This window comes from Streptomyces sp. NPDC004788 (genome assembly GCF_053601115.1).
Map to the genome: position 1 here is coordinate 13,980 of NZ_JBSGBF010000089.1, position 19,368 is coordinate 33,347.

The 19,368-nt window shown below is 71.5% G+C and carries 22 protein-coding genes and 1 riboswitch; of the genes, 17 read left to right on the forward strand and 5 right to left on the reverse strand.

What is annotated here, in order from left to right:
• Positions 1-84 precede the first annotated feature (84 nt).
• The 9 genes from ACWEJX_RS29690 to ACWEJX_RS29730 all read left to right on the forward strand — a co-directional run bounded on the left by ACWEJX_RS29690 (position 85) and on the right by ACWEJX_RS29730 (position 7,026).
• Positions 85-852: an enoyl-CoA hydratase/isomerase family protein gene (locus ACWEJX_RS29690; protein ID WP_451610500.1), complete on the forward strand. Its 768-nt coding sequence runs from the start codon at positions 85-87 to the stop codon at positions 850-852.
• Between the two features lie 134 nt (positions 853-986).
• Positions 987-1,511, forward strand: coding sequence for an ATP-binding protein (locus ACWEJX_RS29695; protein ID WP_451610501.1), 525 nt, complete (start codon positions 987-989; stop codon positions 1,509-1,511).
• A gap of 120 nt (positions 1,512-1,631) precedes the next feature.
• Complete coding sequence (locus ACWEJX_RS29700) at positions 1,632-2,177, forward strand: YciI family protein (RefSeq protein WP_451610502.1); 546 nt, start codon at positions 1,632-1,634, stop codon at positions 2,175-2,177.
• Between the two features lie 13 nt (positions 2,178-2,190).
• The gene (locus ACWEJX_RS29705; protein ID WP_451610503.1) at positions 2,191-2,628 is read left to right on the forward strand and encodes an SET domain-containing protein-lysine N-methyltransferase; all 438 of its coding nucleotides are present in this window, start codon (positions 2,191-2,193) and stop codon (positions 2,626-2,628) included.
• Positions 2,612-3,076 (forward strand): hypothetical protein, encoded by a 465-nt coding sequence (locus tag ACWEJX_RS29710; protein ID WP_451610504.1) that lies wholly within the window; start codon positions 2,612-2,614, stop codon positions 3,074-3,076. Before ACWEJX_RS29705 ends, ACWEJX_RS29710 begins: the two co-directional genes overlap by 17 nt.
• Positions 3,077-3,088: 12 nt before the next feature.
• On the forward strand, positions 3,089-3,337 hold the full coding sequence (locus ACWEJX_RS29715) for a DUF1843 domain-containing protein (protein WP_451610505.1): 249 nt from the start codon (positions 3,089-3,091) through the stop codon (positions 3,335-3,337).
• Positions 3,338-3,380: 43 nt separating this feature from the next.
• Positions 3,381-4,670, forward strand: coding sequence for a radical SAM protein (locus ACWEJX_RS29720; protein ID WP_451610506.1), 1,290 nt, complete (start codon positions 3,381-3,383; stop codon positions 4,668-4,670).
• Between the two features lie 392 nt (positions 4,671-5,062).
• Positions 5,063-5,824 carry a polysaccharide deacetylase family protein gene (locus ACWEJX_RS29725; protein ID WP_451610507.1) on the forward strand — a complete coding sequence of 254 codons (762 nt, stop codon included), beginning with the start codon at positions 5,063-5,065 and terminating at the stop codon, positions 5,822-5,824.
• Positions 5,824-7,026, forward strand: a complete 1,203-nt coding sequence (locus ACWEJX_RS29730) for a YncE family protein (protein ID WP_451610508.1) — start codon at positions 5,824-5,826, stop codon at positions 7,024-7,026. Before ACWEJX_RS29725 ends, ACWEJX_RS29730 begins: the two co-directional genes overlap by 1 nt.
• 32 nt (positions 7,027-7,058) lie before the next feature.
• On the opposite strand, the gene ACWEJX_RS29735 is transcribed toward ACWEJX_RS29730, so the two are convergent.
• Entirely contained in the window at positions 7,059-7,709 is a 651-nt protein-coding gene (locus tag ACWEJX_RS29735; protein WP_451610509.1) for a GNAT family N-acetyltransferase, read from the reverse strand.
• An 83-nt stretch (positions 7,710-7,792) separates the two neighbouring features.
• Here ACWEJX_RS29735 and ACWEJX_RS29740 point away from each other — a divergent pair, with 83 nt between their 5' ends.
• The 3 genes from ACWEJX_RS29740 to ACWEJX_RS29750 all read left to right on the forward strand — a co-directional run bounded on the left by ACWEJX_RS29740 (position 7,793) and on the right by ACWEJX_RS29750 (position 9,749).
• Positions 7,793-8,017 (forward strand): EF-hand domain-containing protein, encoded by a 225-nt coding sequence (locus tag ACWEJX_RS29740; RefSeq protein ID WP_451610510.1) that lies wholly within the window; start codon positions 7,793-7,795, stop codon positions 8,015-8,017.
• Positions 8,018-8,129: 112 nt separating this feature from the next.
• Positions 8,130-9,041 (forward strand): CopD family protein, encoded by a 912-nt coding sequence (locus ACWEJX_RS29745; protein ID WP_451610511.1) that lies wholly within the window; start codon positions 8,130-8,132, stop codon positions 9,039-9,041.
• A gap of 228 nt (positions 9,042-9,269) precedes the next feature.
• The gene (locus ACWEJX_RS29750; protein WP_451610512.1) at positions 9,270-9,749 is read left to right on the forward strand and encodes a hypothetical protein; all 480 of its coding nucleotides are present in this window, start codon (positions 9,270-9,272) and stop codon (positions 9,747-9,749) included.
• Positions 9,750-9,800: 51 nt separating this feature from the next.
• On the opposite strand, the gene ACWEJX_RS29755 is transcribed toward ACWEJX_RS29750, so the two are convergent.
• From ACWEJX_RS29755 to gcvT, 4 genes are all read right to left on the reverse strand, one after another.
• Positions 9,801-11,186: an L-serine ammonia-lyase gene (locus tag ACWEJX_RS29755; RefSeq protein WP_451610513.1), complete on the reverse strand. Its 1,386-nt coding sequence runs from the start codon at positions 11,184-11,186 to the stop codon at positions 9,801-9,803.
• Positions 11,187-11,351: 165 nt separating this feature from the next.
• Positions 11,352-12,611, reverse strand: a complete 1,260-nt coding sequence (locus ACWEJX_RS29760; RefSeq protein ID WP_451610514.1) for a serine hydroxymethyltransferase — start codon at positions 12,609-12,611, stop codon at positions 11,352-11,354.
• Between the two features lie 23 nt (positions 12,612-12,634).
• Complete coding sequence (gene gcvH, locus ACWEJX_RS29765) at positions 12,635-13,012, reverse strand: glycine cleavage system protein GcvH (protein ID WP_451610515.1); 378 nt, start codon at positions 13,010-13,012, stop codon at positions 12,635-12,637.
• Positions 13,013-13,133: 121 nt separating this feature from the next.
• Positions 13,134-14,258 carry a glycine cleavage system aminomethyltransferase GcvT gene (gene gcvT, locus ACWEJX_RS29770; protein ID WP_451610516.1) on the reverse strand — a complete coding sequence of 375 codons (1,125 nt, stop codon included), beginning with the start codon at positions 14,256-14,258 and terminating at the stop codon, positions 13,134-13,136.
• 158 nt (positions 14,259-14,416) lie between these two features.
• Positions 14,417-14,515: riboswitch (glycine riboswitch) on the reverse strand.
• Positions 14,516-14,701: 186 nt separating this feature from the next.
• Between gcvT and ACWEJX_RS29775 the strand changes: the two genes are divergently transcribed.
• The 5 genes from ACWEJX_RS29775 to ACWEJX_RS29795 form a co-directional block, all read left to right on the forward strand.
• Complete coding sequence (locus ACWEJX_RS29775) at positions 14,702-15,358, forward strand: AAA family ATPase (protein WP_451610517.1); 657 nt, start codon at positions 14,702-14,704, stop codon at positions 15,356-15,358.
• 121 nt (positions 15,359-15,479) lie between these two features.
• Positions 15,480-16,217, forward strand: a complete 738-nt coding sequence (locus ACWEJX_RS29780) for an enhanced serine sensitivity protein SseB (RefSeq protein ID WP_451610518.1) — start codon at positions 15,480-15,482, stop codon at positions 16,215-16,217.
• Between the two features lie 89 nt (positions 16,218-16,306).
• Positions 16,307-17,098 (forward strand): enhanced serine sensitivity protein SseB C-terminal domain-containing protein, encoded by a 792-nt coding sequence (locus tag ACWEJX_RS29785; protein WP_451610519.1) that lies wholly within the window; start codon positions 16,307-16,309, stop codon positions 17,096-17,098.
• Between the two features lie 356 nt (positions 17,099-17,454).
• Positions 17,455-18,456, forward strand: coding sequence for an ABC transporter permease (locus ACWEJX_RS29790; protein ID WP_451610520.1), 1,002 nt, complete (start codon positions 17,455-17,457; stop codon positions 18,454-18,456).
• A gap of 118 nt (positions 18,457-18,574) precedes the next feature.
• On the forward strand, positions 18,575-19,368 hold a 794-nt coding region (locus tag ACWEJX_RS29795), incomplete at its 3' end, for an ABC transporter substrate-binding protein (protein ID WP_451610522.1).

A 19,368-nucleotide genomic window follows, 5' to 3' on the forward strand; every position in this document is an offset into this window, starting at 1 on the left:
CGTCCCGTACGAGCCGACAGGGCCCCGGTGCTGTGAGCAACAGCACCGGGGCCCTTCCCGTTAACGGCGGCTAACCTTCGGTCCATGACTGTGAACCTCGAAGTCGCCGAAGGCGTCGGCACGATCCGCCTCGACCGTCCCCCGATGAACGCCCTGGACGTCGCCACCCAGGACCGGCTGCGCGAGCTGGCCCAGGAGGTGACCGACCGCGACGACGTCCGCGCGGTCGTCCTCTACGGCGGCGAGAAGGTGTTCGCGGCCGGCGCGGACATCAAGGAGATGCAGGTCATGGACCACGTGGCCATGGTCAAGCGGTCCCGCGCGCTGCAGGACTCCTTCACGGCGATCGCCCGCATCCCGAAGCCCGTCGTCGCGGCCGTCACCGGCTACGCGCTGGGCGGCGGCTGCGAGCTGGCGCTGTGCGCCGACTACCGGATCGCGGCGGACAACGCCAAGCTCGGCCAGCCCGAGATCCTGCTCGGCCTCATCCCGGGCGCCGGCGGCACCCAGCGGCTCTCCCGCCTCATCGGCCCCTCGAAGGCGAAGGACCTCATCTTCACCGGCCGCATGGTGAAGGCCGACGAGGCGCTCCAGCTCGGCCTGGTCGACCGGGTCGTCCCGGCCGCCGAGGTCTACGAGCAGGCGCACGCCTGGGCCGCGAAGCTCGCCCAGGGCCCGGCCGTCGCGCTGCGGGCCGCCAAGGAGGCGATCGACCAGGGTCTGGAGGCGGACATCGACACCGGCCTCGCCATCGAACGCACCTGGTTCGCGGGGTTGTTCGCGACGGAGGACCGGGAGCGCGGGATGCGCAGCTTCGTCGAGGAGGGTCCGGGCAAGGCCAAGTTCGTCTGAGCCGGACCGTCTTGAGACGGTCTTTCGACTGACTTTGGCATATGCCTCCGTCAGTCTCGTGGAATTGTCGATTCCGGGGGATCGATTCCCCCGGAACGGCCCCGCGGGCGGCTCCGTGCGGCCATGATGGGGGCATGGCGGGCCTGGAGGGTACGGAACAACCGCGGCAGCGTGGCGGTGCGACCGCCGCACGGTGGGTGCCGGGCGCCGAGGACGAACCGGCCCCGGACGCACAGGACTTGGCGACCGAGGCGCTGGCGATGTACGGCAACCCGGCCGAGGAGGACGCCCGGCTGCCGTCCCGCCCCGAGTCCGCCGCGGTCGCCCGCCGGCTCACCGAGTGGGTGGTGCTGCGCCACTGGAAACTGAACCCGCAGATCGCCGAGCACGCGGTGCTGCTCGTCTCCGAACTCGTCGGCAACGCGGTCCGGCACACAGGGGCCCGGGTCTTCGCACTGCGGATGCTGCGCCGCCGCGGCTGGATCCGGATCGAGGTCCGCGACCCCTCGCGCGGGCTGCCCTGTCTGATGCCGGTGCACGAGCTGGACACCAGCGGCCGCGGCCTCTTCCTCGTCGACAAGCTCTCCGACCGCTGGGGCGTCGACCTGGCGCCGCGCGGCAAGACCACCTGGTTCGAGATGCGGGTCATGGACCGCTAGGGGTGCTGCCGGCCCTCGAAAATCGCTGAGGGTGACGGAAACGGGCCCATCCGACCTTCAAAACGCGCGCCTCGTCACTCTGTGTGTCTCAATGGTCGCAGGACGACCCAGGAGACAGTGATGACCGGTTGCAGCTTTTGCGTCGGCGGATACCCGCCCAAGACGCCCATGATGGTGGCCGACGACGTGGCCGTCGAGGACATGCGTGCGGAACGGGTCAGCCCGCTCCCCTTCGGGTTCGGTGTGCTCGTCGGCCCCAAAGGCGCGGTCGACCCCGCTGACGAGCAGGTTCCGCTGCCGTTCCAGGACCCCGACCGGATGCGGTTCCTCAACGGCCCGAGCGGCCCGCGGATGTTCCTCGTGACGTTCTCCGACCCCAGCCCCGTGCAGATGGCGCCGCCGGAAGCGGAGACGGAAGTCGCCCATGTCACCCGCCTCGGCGAGCTGTACCAGGAGGGCCGGCTGCACTTCGTCGGGCACCAGGCGAGCGGCAAGGAGGGGTACATGCTTCTCACCGCGCCGGACCTGGACGACGCCTGGGACACCGCGCGCCGGGATCCCCTGGTGGCGGCCGGCTACTTCCGGTCGGTCAATGTCGCGGAGATCGAAGGCCCCTATCCGTGGCACCGGTACGGCGGCCCGGACGCCGCCGGCTCCTCTTCCTGAGCCCGTGCGACCGATGGAGACCAGGTGCGGGGACGTGGTGGCGGGTCCGTCCCGGATCGCCGGCCGCGGCGTGTTCGCCGGCCGTGCGTTCGCATCCGGCGAGCTCGTCGAACGCTGTCCGATCCTGCGGCTGGACGGATCGGCGTGGCGGAGCAGCGCCGTTCTGTTCGACCACGCCGTCACCGTGTCCACCCGGCCCCTGAGGGTCGTGCTGCCCCTGGGATACGGCGCCCTGTACAACCACGCCGACAGCCCCAACGCGAGCTGGTCCGTCGATCCGGAGGCTGCCGTGATGGAAGTCGAGGCATGCCGGGACATCGCTCCCGGCGAGGAGATCCTCATCTACTACGGCAGGGAGTTCTCTGCCGGACACAAGGCCGCCCGGGAACAGGCGGCCCCGCGCAAGGCCCGCACCGCCGAAGGAGGTTCCACCCGTGAAGCTGGGCTATGACGAGATCGTGGAGATGCTGCGGGAGCGGCCCGAGAGGACGAGGACGTACGAGGTCGGGGCCGGCGTCATCGAGCGGCTTCCGCTGGACGACCCGCCGTCGCTGCGGACGATGACCGACGACGAGGTCCAGGAACTCGCCGACTTCCTCGACGCCGAGCCCTCCGCGCTGCGCGGGCCGTTCCGGGTGGTGGAGCGCGTCTGCCCGTACTGCGGCCGCGCCCTCACCTTCCTGGACTTCGCCAAGACGGCCGTCGACACCGGACAGCACGACCGGGAACGGCTCCGGTCCGTTCTCACCGACGCCGAGACCGCCTGGGTCACGGTCCGCGGCAGGGACGGTGGTCGGTCCGTCACCTGCGCCGGCTGCGCCCAGGACCTGCCCCTGGCGGCCCTCAACGGGGGCGGGGACTACTCCGAATACTCCTCGAGTTCCTACGCATACGCCTGAAAGGGAGAGAGCATGACCGGCGACGTGGCCGAGCCCCCCGGCATTCATCCCGTTCCCCCCTACGGCCCCCCGATCCACGACGCGATCGCCGGCAACGACCTCCAGCACATGAAGGCGGTCGCCGAGGCGGCCCGCAGGGCCCTGTACGGCATCGACTTCGCGCCCGTCGCGGACGACCGGCGCGGCGAGGTGAGACAGGCCCTGGAGGCGCTGCAGACGGCGATCGACCGCCTGGACCGGGCGGGCGGAGCGGATGGCTGACGCGTCGGCGGACCGGCGGCGCGCGGCGAGACCCCACCGGAGCGTGGACGCCCGGGAAGTGCGGGAGCACCAGCTCGTGCACGCCGTGTGGGAACTGACCCTGGCCTGCAATCTGAAATGCGGCCACTGCGGTTCGCGCGCGGGCAGCCGGCGTCCGCGCGAGCTGACCACGCGGGAGTGCCTGGATGTCGTCCGGCAGCTCCGGGACGCGGGCACCCGCGAGGTCACGCTGATCGGCGGCGAGGCGTATCTGCGAGCCGACTGGGCGGAGATCGTCCGGGCCGTCACCGACGCCGGGATGCAGTGCACGATGCAGACCGGCGCCTGGCGGCTCACCGAGGCGCGCGTCGCCCGGGCGGCCGAGGCCGGCCTCGTCGCCTGCGGCGTCTCCGTCGACGGGCCGGCCCCGCTGCACGACCACCTCCGTGGCCGCCCCGGATCGTACGCCGCTGCCATCGAGGCGCTCGGCCTGCTGCGCGCCCACGGGATCAGGACGAGCGTCAACACCCAGATCACCGGCGCCGTCCTGCCGCACCTGCGCGAGCTGCTCCAGGAGTTCCTGGCAGCCGGCGTGCGCAACTGGCAGGTGCAGCTCACCGTCGCGATGGGCCGGGCCGCCGACCACCACCAGCTGCTGATGCAGCCGTACCGGATGAACGAGCTGATGCCGCTGCTCGCCGAGCTGTACACGGAGGGTCTGGCGGGCGGACTGCTGCTGCAACCGGGCAACAACATCGGCTACTTCGGCCCCTACGAGGCGCTGCTGCGCGGCGGCGGTGATCCGGCCGCGTCCTGGGCCGGCTGCTTCGCCGGCCGTAACGTCCTGGGCATCGAGGCCGACGGCACGGTGAAGGGCTGCCCGTCCCTGCCCACCGCGTCCTACGGGGCCGGCCGGGTGCCCGACACGCCGCTCGCGGAGCTGTGGGCGTCCGCGTCCCGGCTGTCCTTCGCCCGCGAGGACCGGCGCCGGGAACTGTGGGGCTTCTGCGCCGGCTGTGCCCACGCGGACGTCTGCCAGGGTGGCTGTACTTGGACCGCGCACTCCTTGCTCGGACGGCCGGGGAACAACCCGTACTGCCACCACCGGGCACTGGAGCTGCGGAAGCAGGGCAAGCGCGAGCGGGTGGTCCGGGTGCTGCCCGCGCCGGGAACCTCCTTCGACCACGGTCGCTTCGACATCGTGCTCGAGCCCGACCCGGAAGCCGGTGCCGAGCCTACGGCGACCGGGACGGACGCCCCGGTGGTCCGGGAGGCGCATGCCCTCGCGCTGGCCGAGGCCCACCAGGCCTCGGTCCGGCTCACCCGGCTGCTGCGCGCCCCGGCCCCGGAGTGACCGGACCGGCCCGCACGCACGGAAGCCCCCGTCCGCCCTGTTGGGGCGCCTGGGGGCTTCCGTGTGGTGCGCCGTGGGCTAGGGGGGGTGTCGCCCACGGCAGCTATGTCGACCTGGCCCGGGTCAATGGGGGTCGTGTCATCGACTATGGCAGACAGGTGGCCTCGGTGCCAAAAGTCCCTACTGGGTCATATCTGGACATATCTGGATTCATTGTCGATGAATCGTTGGTGACCTAGAGCACCTGCCTTGTAAATGATGAATAAGTATGGGGTTCATCGGGTGTTTCCCCGGCTCGTCCGCAGAGTGGACGGTTGATCGCGACCCGTAAACGTCCTGAATCGGCCCAATCGTTATCTTTCGGGCTTAACAGCCTTTAAATGGTGCCCGTGATGCCGACCGACCGCCGCGGTGCCCTCCGGGCCGGCGCGGCCACCGCCCTCGCGGGAGCCCTCGCCACCGCCTGCGGCACGGAGCCGCGCCCCGAACCCGGCCCGCGCAGCCCCGCGCCGGCGGCCCCCGTCGCCGCCCCGGCGCCCCGCCGCTACCCGGGCCGCCCCACCGAGATCGCCGCCGGCCCGCCCGACCGCCCCCGGGTCGCCCTCACCTTCCACGGCCAGGGCGACCCCGCCCTCGCCCGCGCGATCCTCGACCGGGCCGAGCACGCCGGCGCGCACCTCACCGTCCTCGCCGTCGGCGAGTGGCTCGACCAGCACCCCGAGATGGCGCGGCGCATCCTGGACGGCGGCCACGACCTCGGCAACCACACCCAGCGCCACATCGACATCAACGCGATGAGCGAGACCGACGCCCACGCCGAGATCGAGGGCTGCGCCCGCCGGCTGCGCCGCCTCACCGGTTCCATCGGCACCTGGTTCCGGCCCTCGCGCACCCAGCACGCCGGCCCCGTCGTCCAGCGGGCCGCCCGCCGCGCCGGCTACCCGCACGTCCTCTCGTACGACGTCGACTCGCTCGACTTCACCCGGCCGGGACCGGCGGCCGTCGTCGCCAACGTCACCGGCCGGATCCGGGCCGGCTCCGTCGTGAGCCTGCACTTCGGCTACCCGGACACCGTCGCCGCGCTGCCCCTCCTCCTCGCCGACCTCGACCGCCGCGGCCTGCGCGCGGTGACCACCACGGAGCTGCTGAGCTGATGCCGAACCTCACGACTCGTACCAGGAACCTGGGCGCCGCCGCCCTGCTGCTCGCCCTCGGCGCCGGCCTCGCCGGCTGCGGCGGCCCCCACCCGGCGACCCCGCGCACCGGTGGCACCAAGGAGGCCGGCGCGCTCCCCGCCGTACCGAAGGAGCGGCCCCCCGTCCCCACCGGGCTGCCCGGCATGCCGCCGCTGCTCAAGCCCGACGACGTCTACGCCGCCGACCGGCCGAACGCGCTCTCGCCGGTCGTCAAGGACTTCCCGTCCCGGGTCTACGTCCCCAACACCAACTCCAACACGGTCTCCGTCATCGACCCGGCCACCTACAAGGTCATCGAGACCATCCCGGTCGGCAGCCAGCCGCAGCACGTCGTCCCCTCCTGGGACATGAAGACCCTCTGGGTCAACAACGACCGCGGCCACACCCTCACCCCGATCGACCCGGCCACCGGCGCCGCCGGCAAACCCGTCGAGGTCCACGACCCGTACAACCTGTACTTCACCCCGAACGGCCGGTACGCCGTCGTCATGGCCTCGCTCGACCGCGAGCTCGTCTTCCGCGACCCGCACACCATGGAGCGGAAGAAGACCGTCCCCGTCAGCTGCTACGGCGTCAACCACGCCGACTTCTCCGCCGACGGGCGCTACTTCATCGTCTCCTGCGAGTTCTCCGGCGAGCTGCTCAAGGTCGACACCGAGAAGATGGAGGTCGTCGGCCAGCAGAAACTGCCCTTCCAGGGCGCCATGCCGCAGGACGTGAAGATCTCCCCGGACGGCAAGACCTTCTACGTCGCCGACATGATGGCCCACGGCATGTGGGTCCTCGACGGCGACCGGTTCACCACCCCGACGCTGCTGCCCACCGGCAAGGGCTGCCACGGCCTCTACGTCTCCCGCGACTCCAGGGAGATGTACGTCTCCAACCGCGGCGAGGGCTCCGTCTCCGTCTTCGACTTCACCAGGAACAAGCTCACCAAGAAGTGGTGGCTCCCCGACGGCGGCTCCCCGGACATGGGCGGCGTCTCCGCCGACGGCAAGGTGCTGTGGCTCTCCGGCCGCTACGACTCCGAGGTGTACGCGATCGACACGACCAACGGCAAGCAGCTGGCCCGCATCCCGGTCGGCAGCGGCCCGCACGGCCTGGCGGTGTACCCGCAGCCCGGCCGCTACTCGCTCGGCCACACCGGCATCTTCCGCTAGGCGGTGTCCGGCGGTTCAGGGCCCGGCACCGCCTAGCGGGCCACCAGCAGCGCCTCGGCCCCGACCGTGCGGTAGCCCGCCGCCTGGAACGTGCGGACGCTGCGGGCGTTGCCGGGGGAGACCTGGGCCCAGACGACCGGGTCCGGGGTGAGATGGCGGGCCGCGGTCGCCAGGGCGCGGCCGAGGCCGCGGTGGCGGACGTCCTCGTCGACCTCGACCGCGACCTCCGTCCGGCCCGCCACGCCCCGGCCCAGGGTCACCAGACCGCCGTCGGTGACCCACACCCGTACGTCGTCGCGGTACTTCAGGGCCCGCGCCACCCGCGGATGCTCCTGGTCGTCGATCTCCCGCAGCTCGATCCCCGGGTCACCGGGCAGCGCGTCCGCGACCGTCATCAGGTCGATGGTGTTCATGTACCGGCCGGTGCGGGCCGTCAGCGCGGTCAGGAAGCCCGGGGTCATGCTCGCGACCAGCGGGTCCGCGGACGCCGCGGCCAGCTCGGCGCGGATCCACTCCGGGTCCTCGTCGAGGAACACCACCGAGTGCGCCGTGAAGGACAGCACGCCCGCGTCGCGGCCGTTCGGCTGCGGCAGGATCGTCGTCGACCCGTCCGGCGCCGGGAAGTCCCCCCGGGCCGCCGCCGCCAGTATCCCCGCCACCGTTCCGGCCGTGTCCGCGCTCATGCCCCCATCATGCGGCACGGCGGCGCCCCGCTAATCTGGCCCCCTACATCGAAGTACCGAAGCACCATGAAGGGGCGGAAGCAGTGGCGGACATCGAGTCGGCGCGCACGGCATTCAACAAGTTCGACGTGGACGGGGACGGCTTCATCACGGCCGCCGAGTACAAGCACGTCATGGCCGAGATGGGTGACTTCAACGTGACCGAGACGGTCGCCGAGGCGATCATCGCCCAGCGCGACGGCAACGACGACGGCAAGCTCACCTTCGAGGAGTTCTGGGCCCACCTCAGCAAGGCCAAGCAGGCCTAAGGGCTGTCCGGCGGACGGGCGGGCACGGGGCCGCCGAGCCCCCGCGGACCGCGTACCACCATGCGTACGTACGTGAGTTGCCGCCCGTCCGGACCCCGGTGACGATCATGGGGTGACGTTCCCCGGGCCCTTCGGCACCCCGACCCGCCTGACGGCCGCGGTTCTCGCCGGAACCGCCGTCCTCGCCGTCGCGCTCCTCGGCGCCGGGCTCGCCCAGACGGGCACCGGCGAACTGGTCATTCCCGCCGCCGGCACCATCACCCTGCTGCGGCTCCTCGTCCTCATCGCCTTCGCCGTCACCGTGGGCGAACTCGCCGGCGTCCGCATCGCCGGGGAGGGTCCGCTGCCGCGCCGCTGGTCCCTGCCCGCCGCCGCCCTGGGCTGCGCGGCCTCCGTGGGACTGCTGCTCCTGCTCGCCGCCGTCAGCGGACTCGGGCTCAGCACCGTGTACGGGCTCCGCGAGGGCCGGCTGATCCTCGTCACGGCCAACGCCTTCGTCCTCACCGCCGTCTGCGCGGCCACCCGTCGCCCGGCGCTCGCCGCGCTCCCGCTCGCCGTCGCCGTCGGCGCCGAGGCGATGCGCGCCCACCCCGAGTCGTACAGCCCGGCCATCGGCGTCGGCCTCACCGTGGTGCACCTGACGGCCGCCTCGCTGTGGTTCGGCACGCTGTCCCACGTGCTCCGCACCATGCGGCTGCGCGGCGGCGCCCCGGACGTGCTGATGCGCTACGCGAGGATGGCCGCCTGGGTCTTCGGCGCCCTCTGCGTCACCGGCACCTGCTCCACCCTGCGCCGGCTGCCGCTCGACGGCGTGTTCAGCACCGCGTACGGCCGGGTCCTGCTGGTCAAGCTCGGCCTCTTCGGACTCACCGCGCTGCTCGCCCTCACCGCCCGCCGTCGCATGCTCCGCGGCGCCGACGCCCAGCCCCCGGCCCGCGTGGAACTCGGCGTGCTCGCCGCGGTGGTGCTGGTCTCCGCGCTGCTCACGGTGGTGCCGGACCCGCACTGGCTGCTGCCCCGGTGAGCCGGTGCCCGCCGGGCCCTGGCCTGCGCAGCCGGTACGCAACCGTGATGACGATCACCGTATGACGGGCCCCCGTGGCCGGAAGATGACTGGTCCGGGCCGTCGGGGCGCGGATAGTTTGCATCCGGGAAATCCATCCAACGGGGGGCGGCGTCTCCTGGTCGTTCGGCTTCAACGACCGGCGCACCACGAGAAGTGCCTCAAGGCCGCCCAGGCGCGCTCCGCCCGGTGACGATCGGCGACAACAGCAGCATGAAGCACATCCTCGTACCCCTCGGCCTCATCCTCTTCGCGGGATGGACGCTGTGGAACCTGTGGAACCTGTTCCGCATCGCGGGCGGACTACGGGACGGCAGCTGGCGGCGCCCCAGGTGGTGGGCGCGCGCCCTCTCCGTCTCCCTCTGCGCCGGCCTGCTGGCGTGGGCCCGGGGCCTCTTCGCCGGAGGTCTCGACGTGCGCGAGACCTGTGTCCACCTGCGCCACGAGAACTACGACGAGGCCTACCGGAAGGTCCACGCCGAGGAGTTCTCGAAGCTCTTCCCCCTGCACGACAAGTGCAACGCGGACTACGACCTGGTGCCCGCGTGGGTCAACCCCACCGTGGTGATCCTCGCCGTCGTCGCCCTGGTCGCGCTCGCCGTCCTGCTGCGGTTCGCGTTCGCACGTCTCGTCGGCCCGTCCCGGACGGAGCACCAGGCATCGACCTGACCGGTCTCCGCCCGGCCGGTCAGTTCCCCGGCCGCTCGGCCGCTCGGCCGGTCAGCACTCGATGATGTTCACCGCGAGGCCGCCGCGCGCGGTCTCCTTGTACTTCACGCTCATGTCCGCGCCGGTCTCCTTCATGGTCTTGATGACCTTGTCGAGGGAGACCAGGTGGCTGCCGTCGCCGCGCATCGACATGCGGGCCGCGGTGACGGCCTTGACCGCCGCCATGCCGTTGCGCTCGATGCACGGGATCTGGACCAGGCCGCCGACCGGGTCGCAGGTCAGGCCCAGGTTGTGCTCCATGCCGATCTCGGCCGCGTTCTCGACCTGCTCGGGCGAGCCGCCCAGGACCTCGGCGAGGGCGCCGGCGGCCATGGAGCAGGCGGAGCCGACCTCGCCCTGGCAGCCGACCTCGGCGCCGGAGATGGAGGCGTTCTCCTTGAAGAGCATGCCGATGGCGCCGGCCGCGAGGAGGAACCGGACCACGCCGTCCTCCTTCTCCTCTTCCGAGGCCCCGCCGGGCACGAAGTTCATGTAGTAGTGCAGGACCGCCGGGATGATGCCGGCCGCGCCGTTCGTCGGGGCGGTGACCACGCGGCCGCCCGCCGCGTTCTCCTCGTTCACGGCCATCGCGTAGAGGGTGATCCACTCCATCGCGTGCGCGGCCGGGTCGCCCTCGGAGCGCAGCTTGCGGGCGGAGGTGGCGGCGCGGCGGCGGACCTTGAGGCCGCCGGGGAGGATGCCCTCGCGGGACATGCCGCGCGAGACGCAGGACTGCATGACCCGCCAGATCTCCAGGAGGCCCTCGCGGATCTCCGTCTCGGTGCGCCAGGCCTTCTCGTTCTCCAGCATCAGCGAGGAGATCGACAGGCCGGTGTCCTTGGTGAGCCGGAGCAGCTCGTCACCGGTGCGGAAGGGGTACTTCAGGACGGTGTCGTCCGGGATGATCGGGTTCTCGCCGGCCACCGCGTCCTCGTCCACGACGAAGCCGCCGCCCACCGAGTAGTACGTCTTCTCCAGGACGAGCGCGCCCTCGGCGTCGTACGCGAAGACCGTCATGCCGTTGGCGTGGTACGGCAGCGCCTTGCGGCGGTGCAGGACCAGGTCGTCGTCGAAGGAGAACGGGATCTCGTGGGCGCCCAGCAGGTTGATCCGGCCGCTCGACTTGATCCGCTCGACCTCGTCGTCGGCGGTCTCGACGTTCACCGTGCGCGGCGAGTGGCCCTCCAGGCCGAGCAGGACGGCCTTCGGGGTGCCGTGCCCGTGGCCGGTGGCGCCGAGCGAGCCGTACAGCTCGGCCCGGACCGTGGCGACGTGCGTGAGCAGGCCCTCGTTCTTCAGGCGACGGGCGAACATGCGGGCCGCGCGCATCGGGCCCACCGTGTGGGAGCTCGACGGGCCGATGCCGATCGAGAACAGGTCGAAGACCGAGATGGCCACGGGGGACTCCTTGTGGGGCTAGACGCCGTTGTCTGCCGGGGTGGTGCAGAACGAGCAGAAAGAGCGGGGAGGGCGGCAAAGCGGTGGGGCACCGCGCTCACTGTCCAGTGTGCGCGGTGCCCCGGAGCTGTCGTACGAACAAAGCCGGAACTAAATCGTACGAAATTACTTCAGGCCGGGGTACAGCGGGTGCTTCTCCGCGAGCGCGGTCACCCGGGCCTTGAGCGCCTCGGCGTCGAAGCCGGGCTTCAGCGTCTCGGCGATCACGTCGGCGACCTCGCGGAAGTCCTCGGCCTGGAAGCCGCGGGTGGCGAGGGCCGGCGTGCCGATGCGCAGACCGGAGGTGACCATCGGCGGGCGCGGGTCGTTCGGAACGGCGTTCCGGTTGACCGTGATGCCCACCTCGTGGAGCCGGTCCTCGGCCTGCTGGCCGTCCAGCTCGCTGTCGCGCAGGTCGACCAGGAGCAGGTGGACGTCGGTGCCGCCGGACAGGACCGCGACGCCGTGCTCCTTGACGTCGTCCTGGACCAGGCGCTCGGCGATGATCCGGGCGCCGTCCAGGGTGCGCTGCTGGCGCTCCTTGAACTCCTCCGAGGCCGCGACCTTGAAGGAGACGGCCTTGGCCGCGATCACGTGCTCCAGCGGGCCGCCCTGGAAGCCCGGGAAGACGGAGGAGTTCAGCTTCTTCGCGAACTCCTTCTTCGCCAGGATGATGCCGCCGCGCGGGCCGCCGAGCGTCTTGTGGGTGGTGGAGGTCACCACGTCCGCGTACTCGACCGGGTTCGGGTGCAGACCGGCCGCGACCAGGCCCGCGAAGTGGGCCATGTCGACCCACAGGTACGCCTCGACCTCGTCGGCGATCCGGCGGAACTCGGCGAAGTCGAGCTGACGCGGGTACGCCGACCAGCCGGCGATGATCACCTTCGGGCGGTGCTCCTTCGCCAGGCGCTCGACCTCGGCCATGTCGACCAGGCCGTTGTCGTCCACGTGGTAGGCGACCACGTTGAACTGCTTGCCCGAGAAGTTCAGGCGCATGCCGTGGGTGAGGTGGCCACCGTGCGCGAGGTCCAGGCCGAGGATCGTGTCGCCCGGCTGGGCGATCGCGAACAGCGCGGCCTGGTTGGCGGAGGCACCGGAGTGGGGCTGCACGTTGGCGTACTCGGCGCCGAACAGCTCCTTGATCCGGTCGATCGCGATCTGCTCGGCCACGTCGACGTGCTCGCAGCCGCCGTAGTAGCGGCGGCCCGGGTAGCCCTCGGCGTACTTGTTGGTGAGGACCGATCCCTGCGCCTCCATGACGGCGACCGGAGCGAAGTTCTCCGAGGCGATCATCTCGAGGGTGGTCTGCTGGCGGCGGAGCTCGGCGTCGACGGCGGCGGCGACGTCCGGGTCCAGCTCGTGGAGAGGGGTGTTCAGAAGCGACATGAATCGATCCCTGGGGGTCTCGGTCAGCCTGCGATGAAGGCGTCGTACTCGTCGGCGGTGAGCAGGTCCTCCGGCTCGCCGGTGATGCGCACCTTGAACAGCCAGCCACCCTCGAACGGGTGCTTGTTCACCAGCTCGGGGTCGGCGACGACGTCCTGGTTGGCCTCGACGACCTCGCCGGTGACGGGGGCGTAGAGCTCGCTGACCGACTTGGTGGACTCCAGCTCGCCGCAGGACTCGCCCGCGGTCACCGTGTCACCGACCTCCGGGAGCTGGACGTACACGATGTCGCCGAGGGCGTTGGCCGCGTGCTCGGTGATGCCGACCGTGGCGACGCCGTCCTCGACGGCCGACAGCCACTCGTGCTCCTTGCTGTAGCGGAGCTGCTGGGGGTTGCTCATGACCTGATTCTCCTGGATGCGGGGAGTGCGGATGTACGGGGGTCTTGCGGGGTGAGACGTGTCCTGAGACGAATGCGTCACGGCGCCGTCACGTCAGGCACCCGCGGAGGGTGCCGAAAGGTCACTTCTGACGCTTGTAGAACGGCAGCGCGACGACCTCGTACGGCTCGTGGGTGCCGCGGATGTCGACGCCGACGCCCTCGGTGCCCGGCGCGGCGAAGGCCGCGTCGACGTAGGCCATGGCGATCGGCTTGCCGAGCGTCGGGGACGGGGCGCCGGAGGTGATCTCGCCGACGACCTCGCCGTTCGCGACCACGGACATGCCGGCGCGCGGGACGCGGCGGCCCTCGGCGATCAGGCCGACCAGCTTGCGCGGCGGGGCGGACTCGGCGCGCTCGGCGGCCTTCTCCAGGGCCTCGCGGCCGACGAAGCGGCCCTCGTTCGTGGTCTTCTCGAACTTGACGACCCGGCCCAGGCCCGCGTCGAACGGGGTCAGCGCGGTGGTCAGCTCGTGGCCGTACAGCGGCATGCCCGCCTCCAGGCGGAGCGTGTCACGGCAGGACAGGCCGCACGGGATCAGACCGACGTCCTTGCCCGCCTCGGTGAGCGCCTGCCACACGCCCTCGGCGTGCTCCGGCTTCAGGAACAGCTCGAAGCCGTCCTCGCCGGTGTAGCCGGTGCGGGCGATCAGCGCGGGGACGCCGGCGACGGTGCCGGGCAGGCCCGCGTAGTACTTCAGGCCGTCCAGGTCGGCGTCGGTGAGGGACTTCAGGATGCCGGGGGACTCCGGGCCCTGGACGGCGATCAGCGCGTACGCGTCGCGGTCGTCGCGGACCTCGGCGTCGAAGCCGGCCGCGCGCTCGGTCAGGGCGTCGAGGACGACCTGGGCGTTGGAGGCGTTGGCGACGACCATGTATTCCGTCTCGCCGAGGCGGTAGACGATCAGGTCGTCGAGGATGCCGCCGTCCTCCTGGCAGATCATCGTGTAGCGCGCGCGGCCGTTGCCCACGGTCGAGATGTTGCCGACCAGGGCGTAGTCCAGGAGCTCCACGGCCTGCGGACCGGTGACCGTGATCTCGCCCATGTGGGAGAGGTCGAAGAGGCCGGCCCTGGTGCGGACGGCGTTGTGCTCGTCGCGCTCGCTGCCGTAGCGCAGCGGCATGTCCCAGCCCGCGAAGTCGGTCATGGTCGCGCCCAGCGAACGATGCAGCGCATCGAGGGCGGTCAGACGGGGGGCAGTGCTCATGGGGTGGCTCCCGGGTCCCAGGGCGTGCAGGGCACGACGTACATGACGGTGAGGACGATCCTCCCCATCTGTCATGGAACCTGAGAGGTTCACCGAGGGCATCCTCGGCTTGCACCTTGGGTGGGGACGCGACGACGCGTCCCGCTTTTCAGATCTGCCTCATCCACGCGGTACGGGGCCTGAGAGATTCAAGGGAGGTGCTTGCTCCTTCGGCGCCCGGTGCACGTGGTGCCCCGGGACTCTCCCGCGCGGATTCGAGCGGCCGGTATGCGGTTGTGCGCGCTCGTGCGAGCGCGTGGCGCGCTCATCATTGCACGGCGGGTCCGCGCCGCAAATCGCTTGCGTCTCATTACCATTTCTTTACACTTCGTGGGCAGGGTCCCGGCAGGGTCCCGGCACGCCCGAGCGGGGTACGCCCCGGGTACGACGAGGGGGGAGCGGCGATGGCGGTTCGGCACACCGGCGCATACGCGGCGAGCACGGGCATACCGGTCCAGCGCACCCGGCGCCGGGTGCGCCGCGGACGGCTCCTGCGCGACCTGCGCGAGCGCGGCGGACGCAGCCCGCGCGTGCTGAGCTTCGCCGCCGGCGACATCGTCGTCGTCTCCGGACTGCCCGGCGCCGGCAAGTCCACGCTGATGGGCCGCGCGGCCGACGGCCGGGCCGTCGACTCCCAGCACACCCGGGAGCGCTGGGAGGCCCGGCTGCCCCGCTTCCTGCCGTACGCCCTCTACCGCCCGCTCGCCCGGCTCGCCCACTACGCCGGCCTGCGCCGCGTCCTGCGCTCCGGCGCCGGAGTGGTCGTCCACGACTGCGGCACCCAGTCCTGGGTCCGCGGCTGGCTCGCCCGCGCGGCGCGGCGGCGCGGCGCCGCCCTTCACCTGATCCTGCTCGACGTCGACCCCTCCCTCGCGCTCGCCGGCCAGCGCTCCCGCGGCCGCGGCGTCTCCGGCTACGCCTTCGCCCGGCACCGCCGCGCCGTCGGCCGGCTCGTCCGCACGGCCGAGGCGGGCGCCCTGCCGCCCGGCTGCGCCTCGGTCACCCTGCTCGACCGGGATGCCGCCGACGCCCTGCGGAAGATCGGCTTCCGGGAGGTCTGACGCACGTGCCGTGACGCACTCCGCATCCCCTTTCGGTCACGGAGGCGGGTGGACGCCGTTAAGGTGCTGAACCGCACCGGCTGAACGGCACCGGGAGCAGCGAGAAGGGGACGACGACAGCGTGGACGTGACGTGGCCGGGCAATGAGCTCGAGGAAGTACTGGCCGCCGCGCTCGGCAACGCCGCCGCCGGAGGCCGCCTGGTCGAGGTCCTCGGCCGCAGCCCCGTCTGGGTGCCCCTGCCCAACGGCGGCGGCCCCGACAGCCCCGACCTGGACGTGCCGACCCTGGAGCTCGACGGCGCGCCCTACGTGCCGGTCTTCAGCTCCGAGCAACAGTTCCTCGCCTGCGTCGGCGACCACATGTCGTACACCGTCGCCCCCGCCGTCGAGTTCGCCCGCGGCCTGCCCCCGCAGCTCGGCATCGCCGTGAACCCCGGCGGCACCGTCGGCGTCCCGCTGCCCCCGCCCGCCGTCGCCGAGCTCTGCCGGACCGGCCGCACCGAACTCGACGGCCCCGCCGACGGCGGCCGGGTGCGGCTCTTCGAGCCCGACTGGCAGGACGACCCGGTCGACTTCCTGTCCGCCGCCTCCGCCGAGTTCGAGGCCACCGGCATCGTCGCCACCGCCCGTCGCGCCCTCGCCAGCGTCGAGGGCACCGAACCCGCCCTCTTCGTCGGCGTCCAGCTGCTCGGCGGCACCGGCGACCTGGCCGTGCCGCTCGACGCCCTCGGCCGCGCCCTCGGCCGGGTCGAGGTCGCCTGGCCGGTCAACCTCATCCTGCTCGACGTGGCCCAGGACCCGGTCGGCGACTGGATGCTGGAGAAGGTGCGCCCCTTCTTCCAGCGCGCCGCCGTGTGACAGACCCCCTGTTTAAGCTGAACTCATTCAGCCGAAGTCAGGCGAGCCGTACAACAAGCGCCGTACAAACAAGAGGGGCGGGACCCAGGGTGAGCGCGTCAGGCACCGCTGCGGCCGGACAGGTCGAGCACATGCTGCGCCAGGTGGCACCCGGGCGGCACGACACCTACGAGCAGCTGCTGCAGGCCCTGGCCGGCTCCGAGGTCCGGATGCTGCTCTGGCAGGGCACCGCCGGCTCGCCCGACGCCCAGTACGGCAACATGCAGGTCGACGGGTACGGGTACGCGCCCTGCGTCACCTCCGCCCAGGAGCTCGCCGCCTCCGGCTGGACCCGCGCCCACGAGCTCGTCTCCGGCCTGGAGATCGCCCGCGCCCTCTACCCGGACCGCTGGGGCATCTGGCTGAATCCGCACGCCCCCGGCGGCGGCGTCGGCATCCCGTGGGCCGATCTGCGCCGCATCGCCACCGGCCTCGACCGGATGCCCGCGGGCCCGCTGCGGCTCTCCGAGCCCGCCCTGGAGATCCCGCAGTTCTACGCGCTGCTCACGCAGAACGCGCACCGCACCCCGGCCGTCCGCTCGCTGCGCCGCGCCTGGGTGCAGCCCGCGCTCGGCTCCCCGTACCTCGCCATCGGCCTCGACCTGTACGACTCCTCGCCGGCGTCCGTCGAGGCCGTGCGGGCGATGATGCACCAGACGGTCGCCGCCGTCCCCGACGGCCTGCCCGTCTCGACGGTGGCCATGTCCGACACGTACGACCCGGTCGCCATGTGGCTTTACGCCCACTCGCGCCCGTTCTACGACCGTGACGCGCACGCCGCCCCCGCGGCCCCGCCCGCGACCGGTTACGGCTACCCCCCGGCCGCCCCGTCCGCCTACTGACAGGTAGGTCAGGGGCGTTCCGGCGGGTGCTGAAACGTCCCTTTCCGGCCTTCCTGTCGCCCCAATTCCCGCCCGCGCGACAGTACTTGGGACGGATGTCCGATCTGGTCGAATAGCGGCCGAGATGGTCCGCTCACACGGTCGTGGCGTCCGGATAACGGAAGACAACGAACCGCATCACGGTTGCGCAAACATTCCCCATCAGGTCTGGCGGGTGATCGCGGACACATTGAAGACTCCCCGGAACACCGGGCGTTCGGCTGTACGAAGCCGGTGCCCTGCAGTTGTTCCACCGAGCCGCTACCCGCGGCGGGCAAGGGCCGGCGACCCGGCGGCCGAGAGGGGTCCTCACCACGATGACGGCACCACTGCACGAGACGAGTGCGGCAGAGAGCGCCGACGCCGTCGACGCCGTGCCCGGCACGCCGGCCAAGGCGATCGAGGGCCGTTCCCCCTGGCAGATCGCCTGGACGCGGCTCAAGAAGGACAAGCTGGCCCTGGCCGGCGGCTTCGTCGTCCTGTTCCTGATCCTGGTCGCGATCTGCGCCCCCCTGATCGTCGGACTGCTCGGCCACCCGCCGGACCAGTTCCACGAGGACCAGATCGACCCGCTGTTCGGCACCCCGATCGGCAGCTACGGCGGCATCAGCGGCGACTTCCTGCTCGGCGTCGAGCCGGTCAACGGCCGTGACGTCTTCAGCCGGATCGTCTACGGCGCCCAGATCTCGCTGCTCGTCGCCTTCGCCGCCGCCCTCTTCGCGGTCGCGCTCGGCACGATCCTCGGCATCGTCGCGGGCTACTTCGGCGGCTGGATCGACGCGGCGCTCAGCCGGGTCATGGACGTCATGCTGGCCTTCCCGCAGCTGCTCTTCACCATCGCGCTGGTCTCCGTGCTGCCCAACTCGCTGTTCGGCCTGGAGGGTTCGGGCGTCCGCATCCTCGCCCTGGTCGTCGTCATCGGCTTCTTCGGCTGGCCCTACGTGGGCCGCATCGTCCGCGGCCAGACGCTCAGCCTGCGCAACCGCGAGTACGTCGAGGCCGCCCAGTCGCTCGGCGCCGGCCGCTTCTACATCCTGCGCAAGGAACTGCTGCCGAACCTGATCGCGCCGATCATGGTCTACGCGACCCTGATGATCCCGACGAACATCCTCACCGAAGCGGCCCTCAGCTTCCTCGGCGCGGGCGTCAAGGCGCCCACCTCGTCCTGGGGCCAGATGCTGTCGACGGCGATCACCACCTACGAGTCCGACCCGCTGTTCATGATCTTCCCCGGCCTCGCGATCTTCATCACCGTGCTTGCGTTCAACCTCTTCGGCGACGGCGTGCGTGACGCGCTCGACCCGAAGGGCTCCCGCTGACCGTACGCCGCTCCCCCCGCAAGACCAGCCCCTGCCGCTGACGCCAGGAGGCGAATCCCCCAACGGCGGACCACCGCAAGACGGCCGCCACTACTCCGGAGGTTGCACGACCATGACGATGAACAGCTCCCAGAGGCGCAGAATCGCCGCGGGTGCGCTGCTCGCGGCGGCCACGATGGTCGTCACCACCGCCTGTGGCGGCGGCAACGGCAGCGGCGGCGACAAGGGCAAGGGCGGCGCGCCCGGCTTCAACGCGGGCGTGAACCAGATCGCCAGCCCCTCTGACAAGAAGGGCGGCGAGCTGAAGTTCATCGCGTCGCAGGAGGCCGACTCCTGGGACCCGGCGCGCACCTACACGGGCTTCGTCTTCGACTTCGCGCGCTACTACACGCGTCAGCTGGTCACCTACAAGCCCGTCCCCGGCGCCGGCTCCGCCGAACTGGTCCCGGACCTCGCCACCGACACCGGCAAGGTCTCGGCGGACGGTCTGACCTACACCTTCACGCTGAAGGACGGGGCCACCTGGGAGGACGGCAAGCCGATCACCTCCAAGGACCTCAAGTACGGCATGGAGCGGACCTGGGCGCAGGACGTCATCTCCGGCGGTCCGATCTACCTCCAGCAGATGCTCGACCCGAAGAAGACCTACCCGGGCCCGTACAAGGACACCGCCCCGGACAAGCTGGGTCTGAGCACCATCCAGACGCCGGACGACAAGACCATCGTCTTCAAGCTCGCCGCCCCCAACGGCGACTTCCTGCAGATGCTGGCCCTGCCCATGTCCTCGCCGGTCCGCCAGGACAAGGACACCAAGGCGCAGTACGGCCTGCACCCGTTCTCCTCGGGCCCGTACAAGTGGGACTCGTACACCCCGAACAAGTCGCTGAAGCTGGTCCGCAACGACAAGTGGGA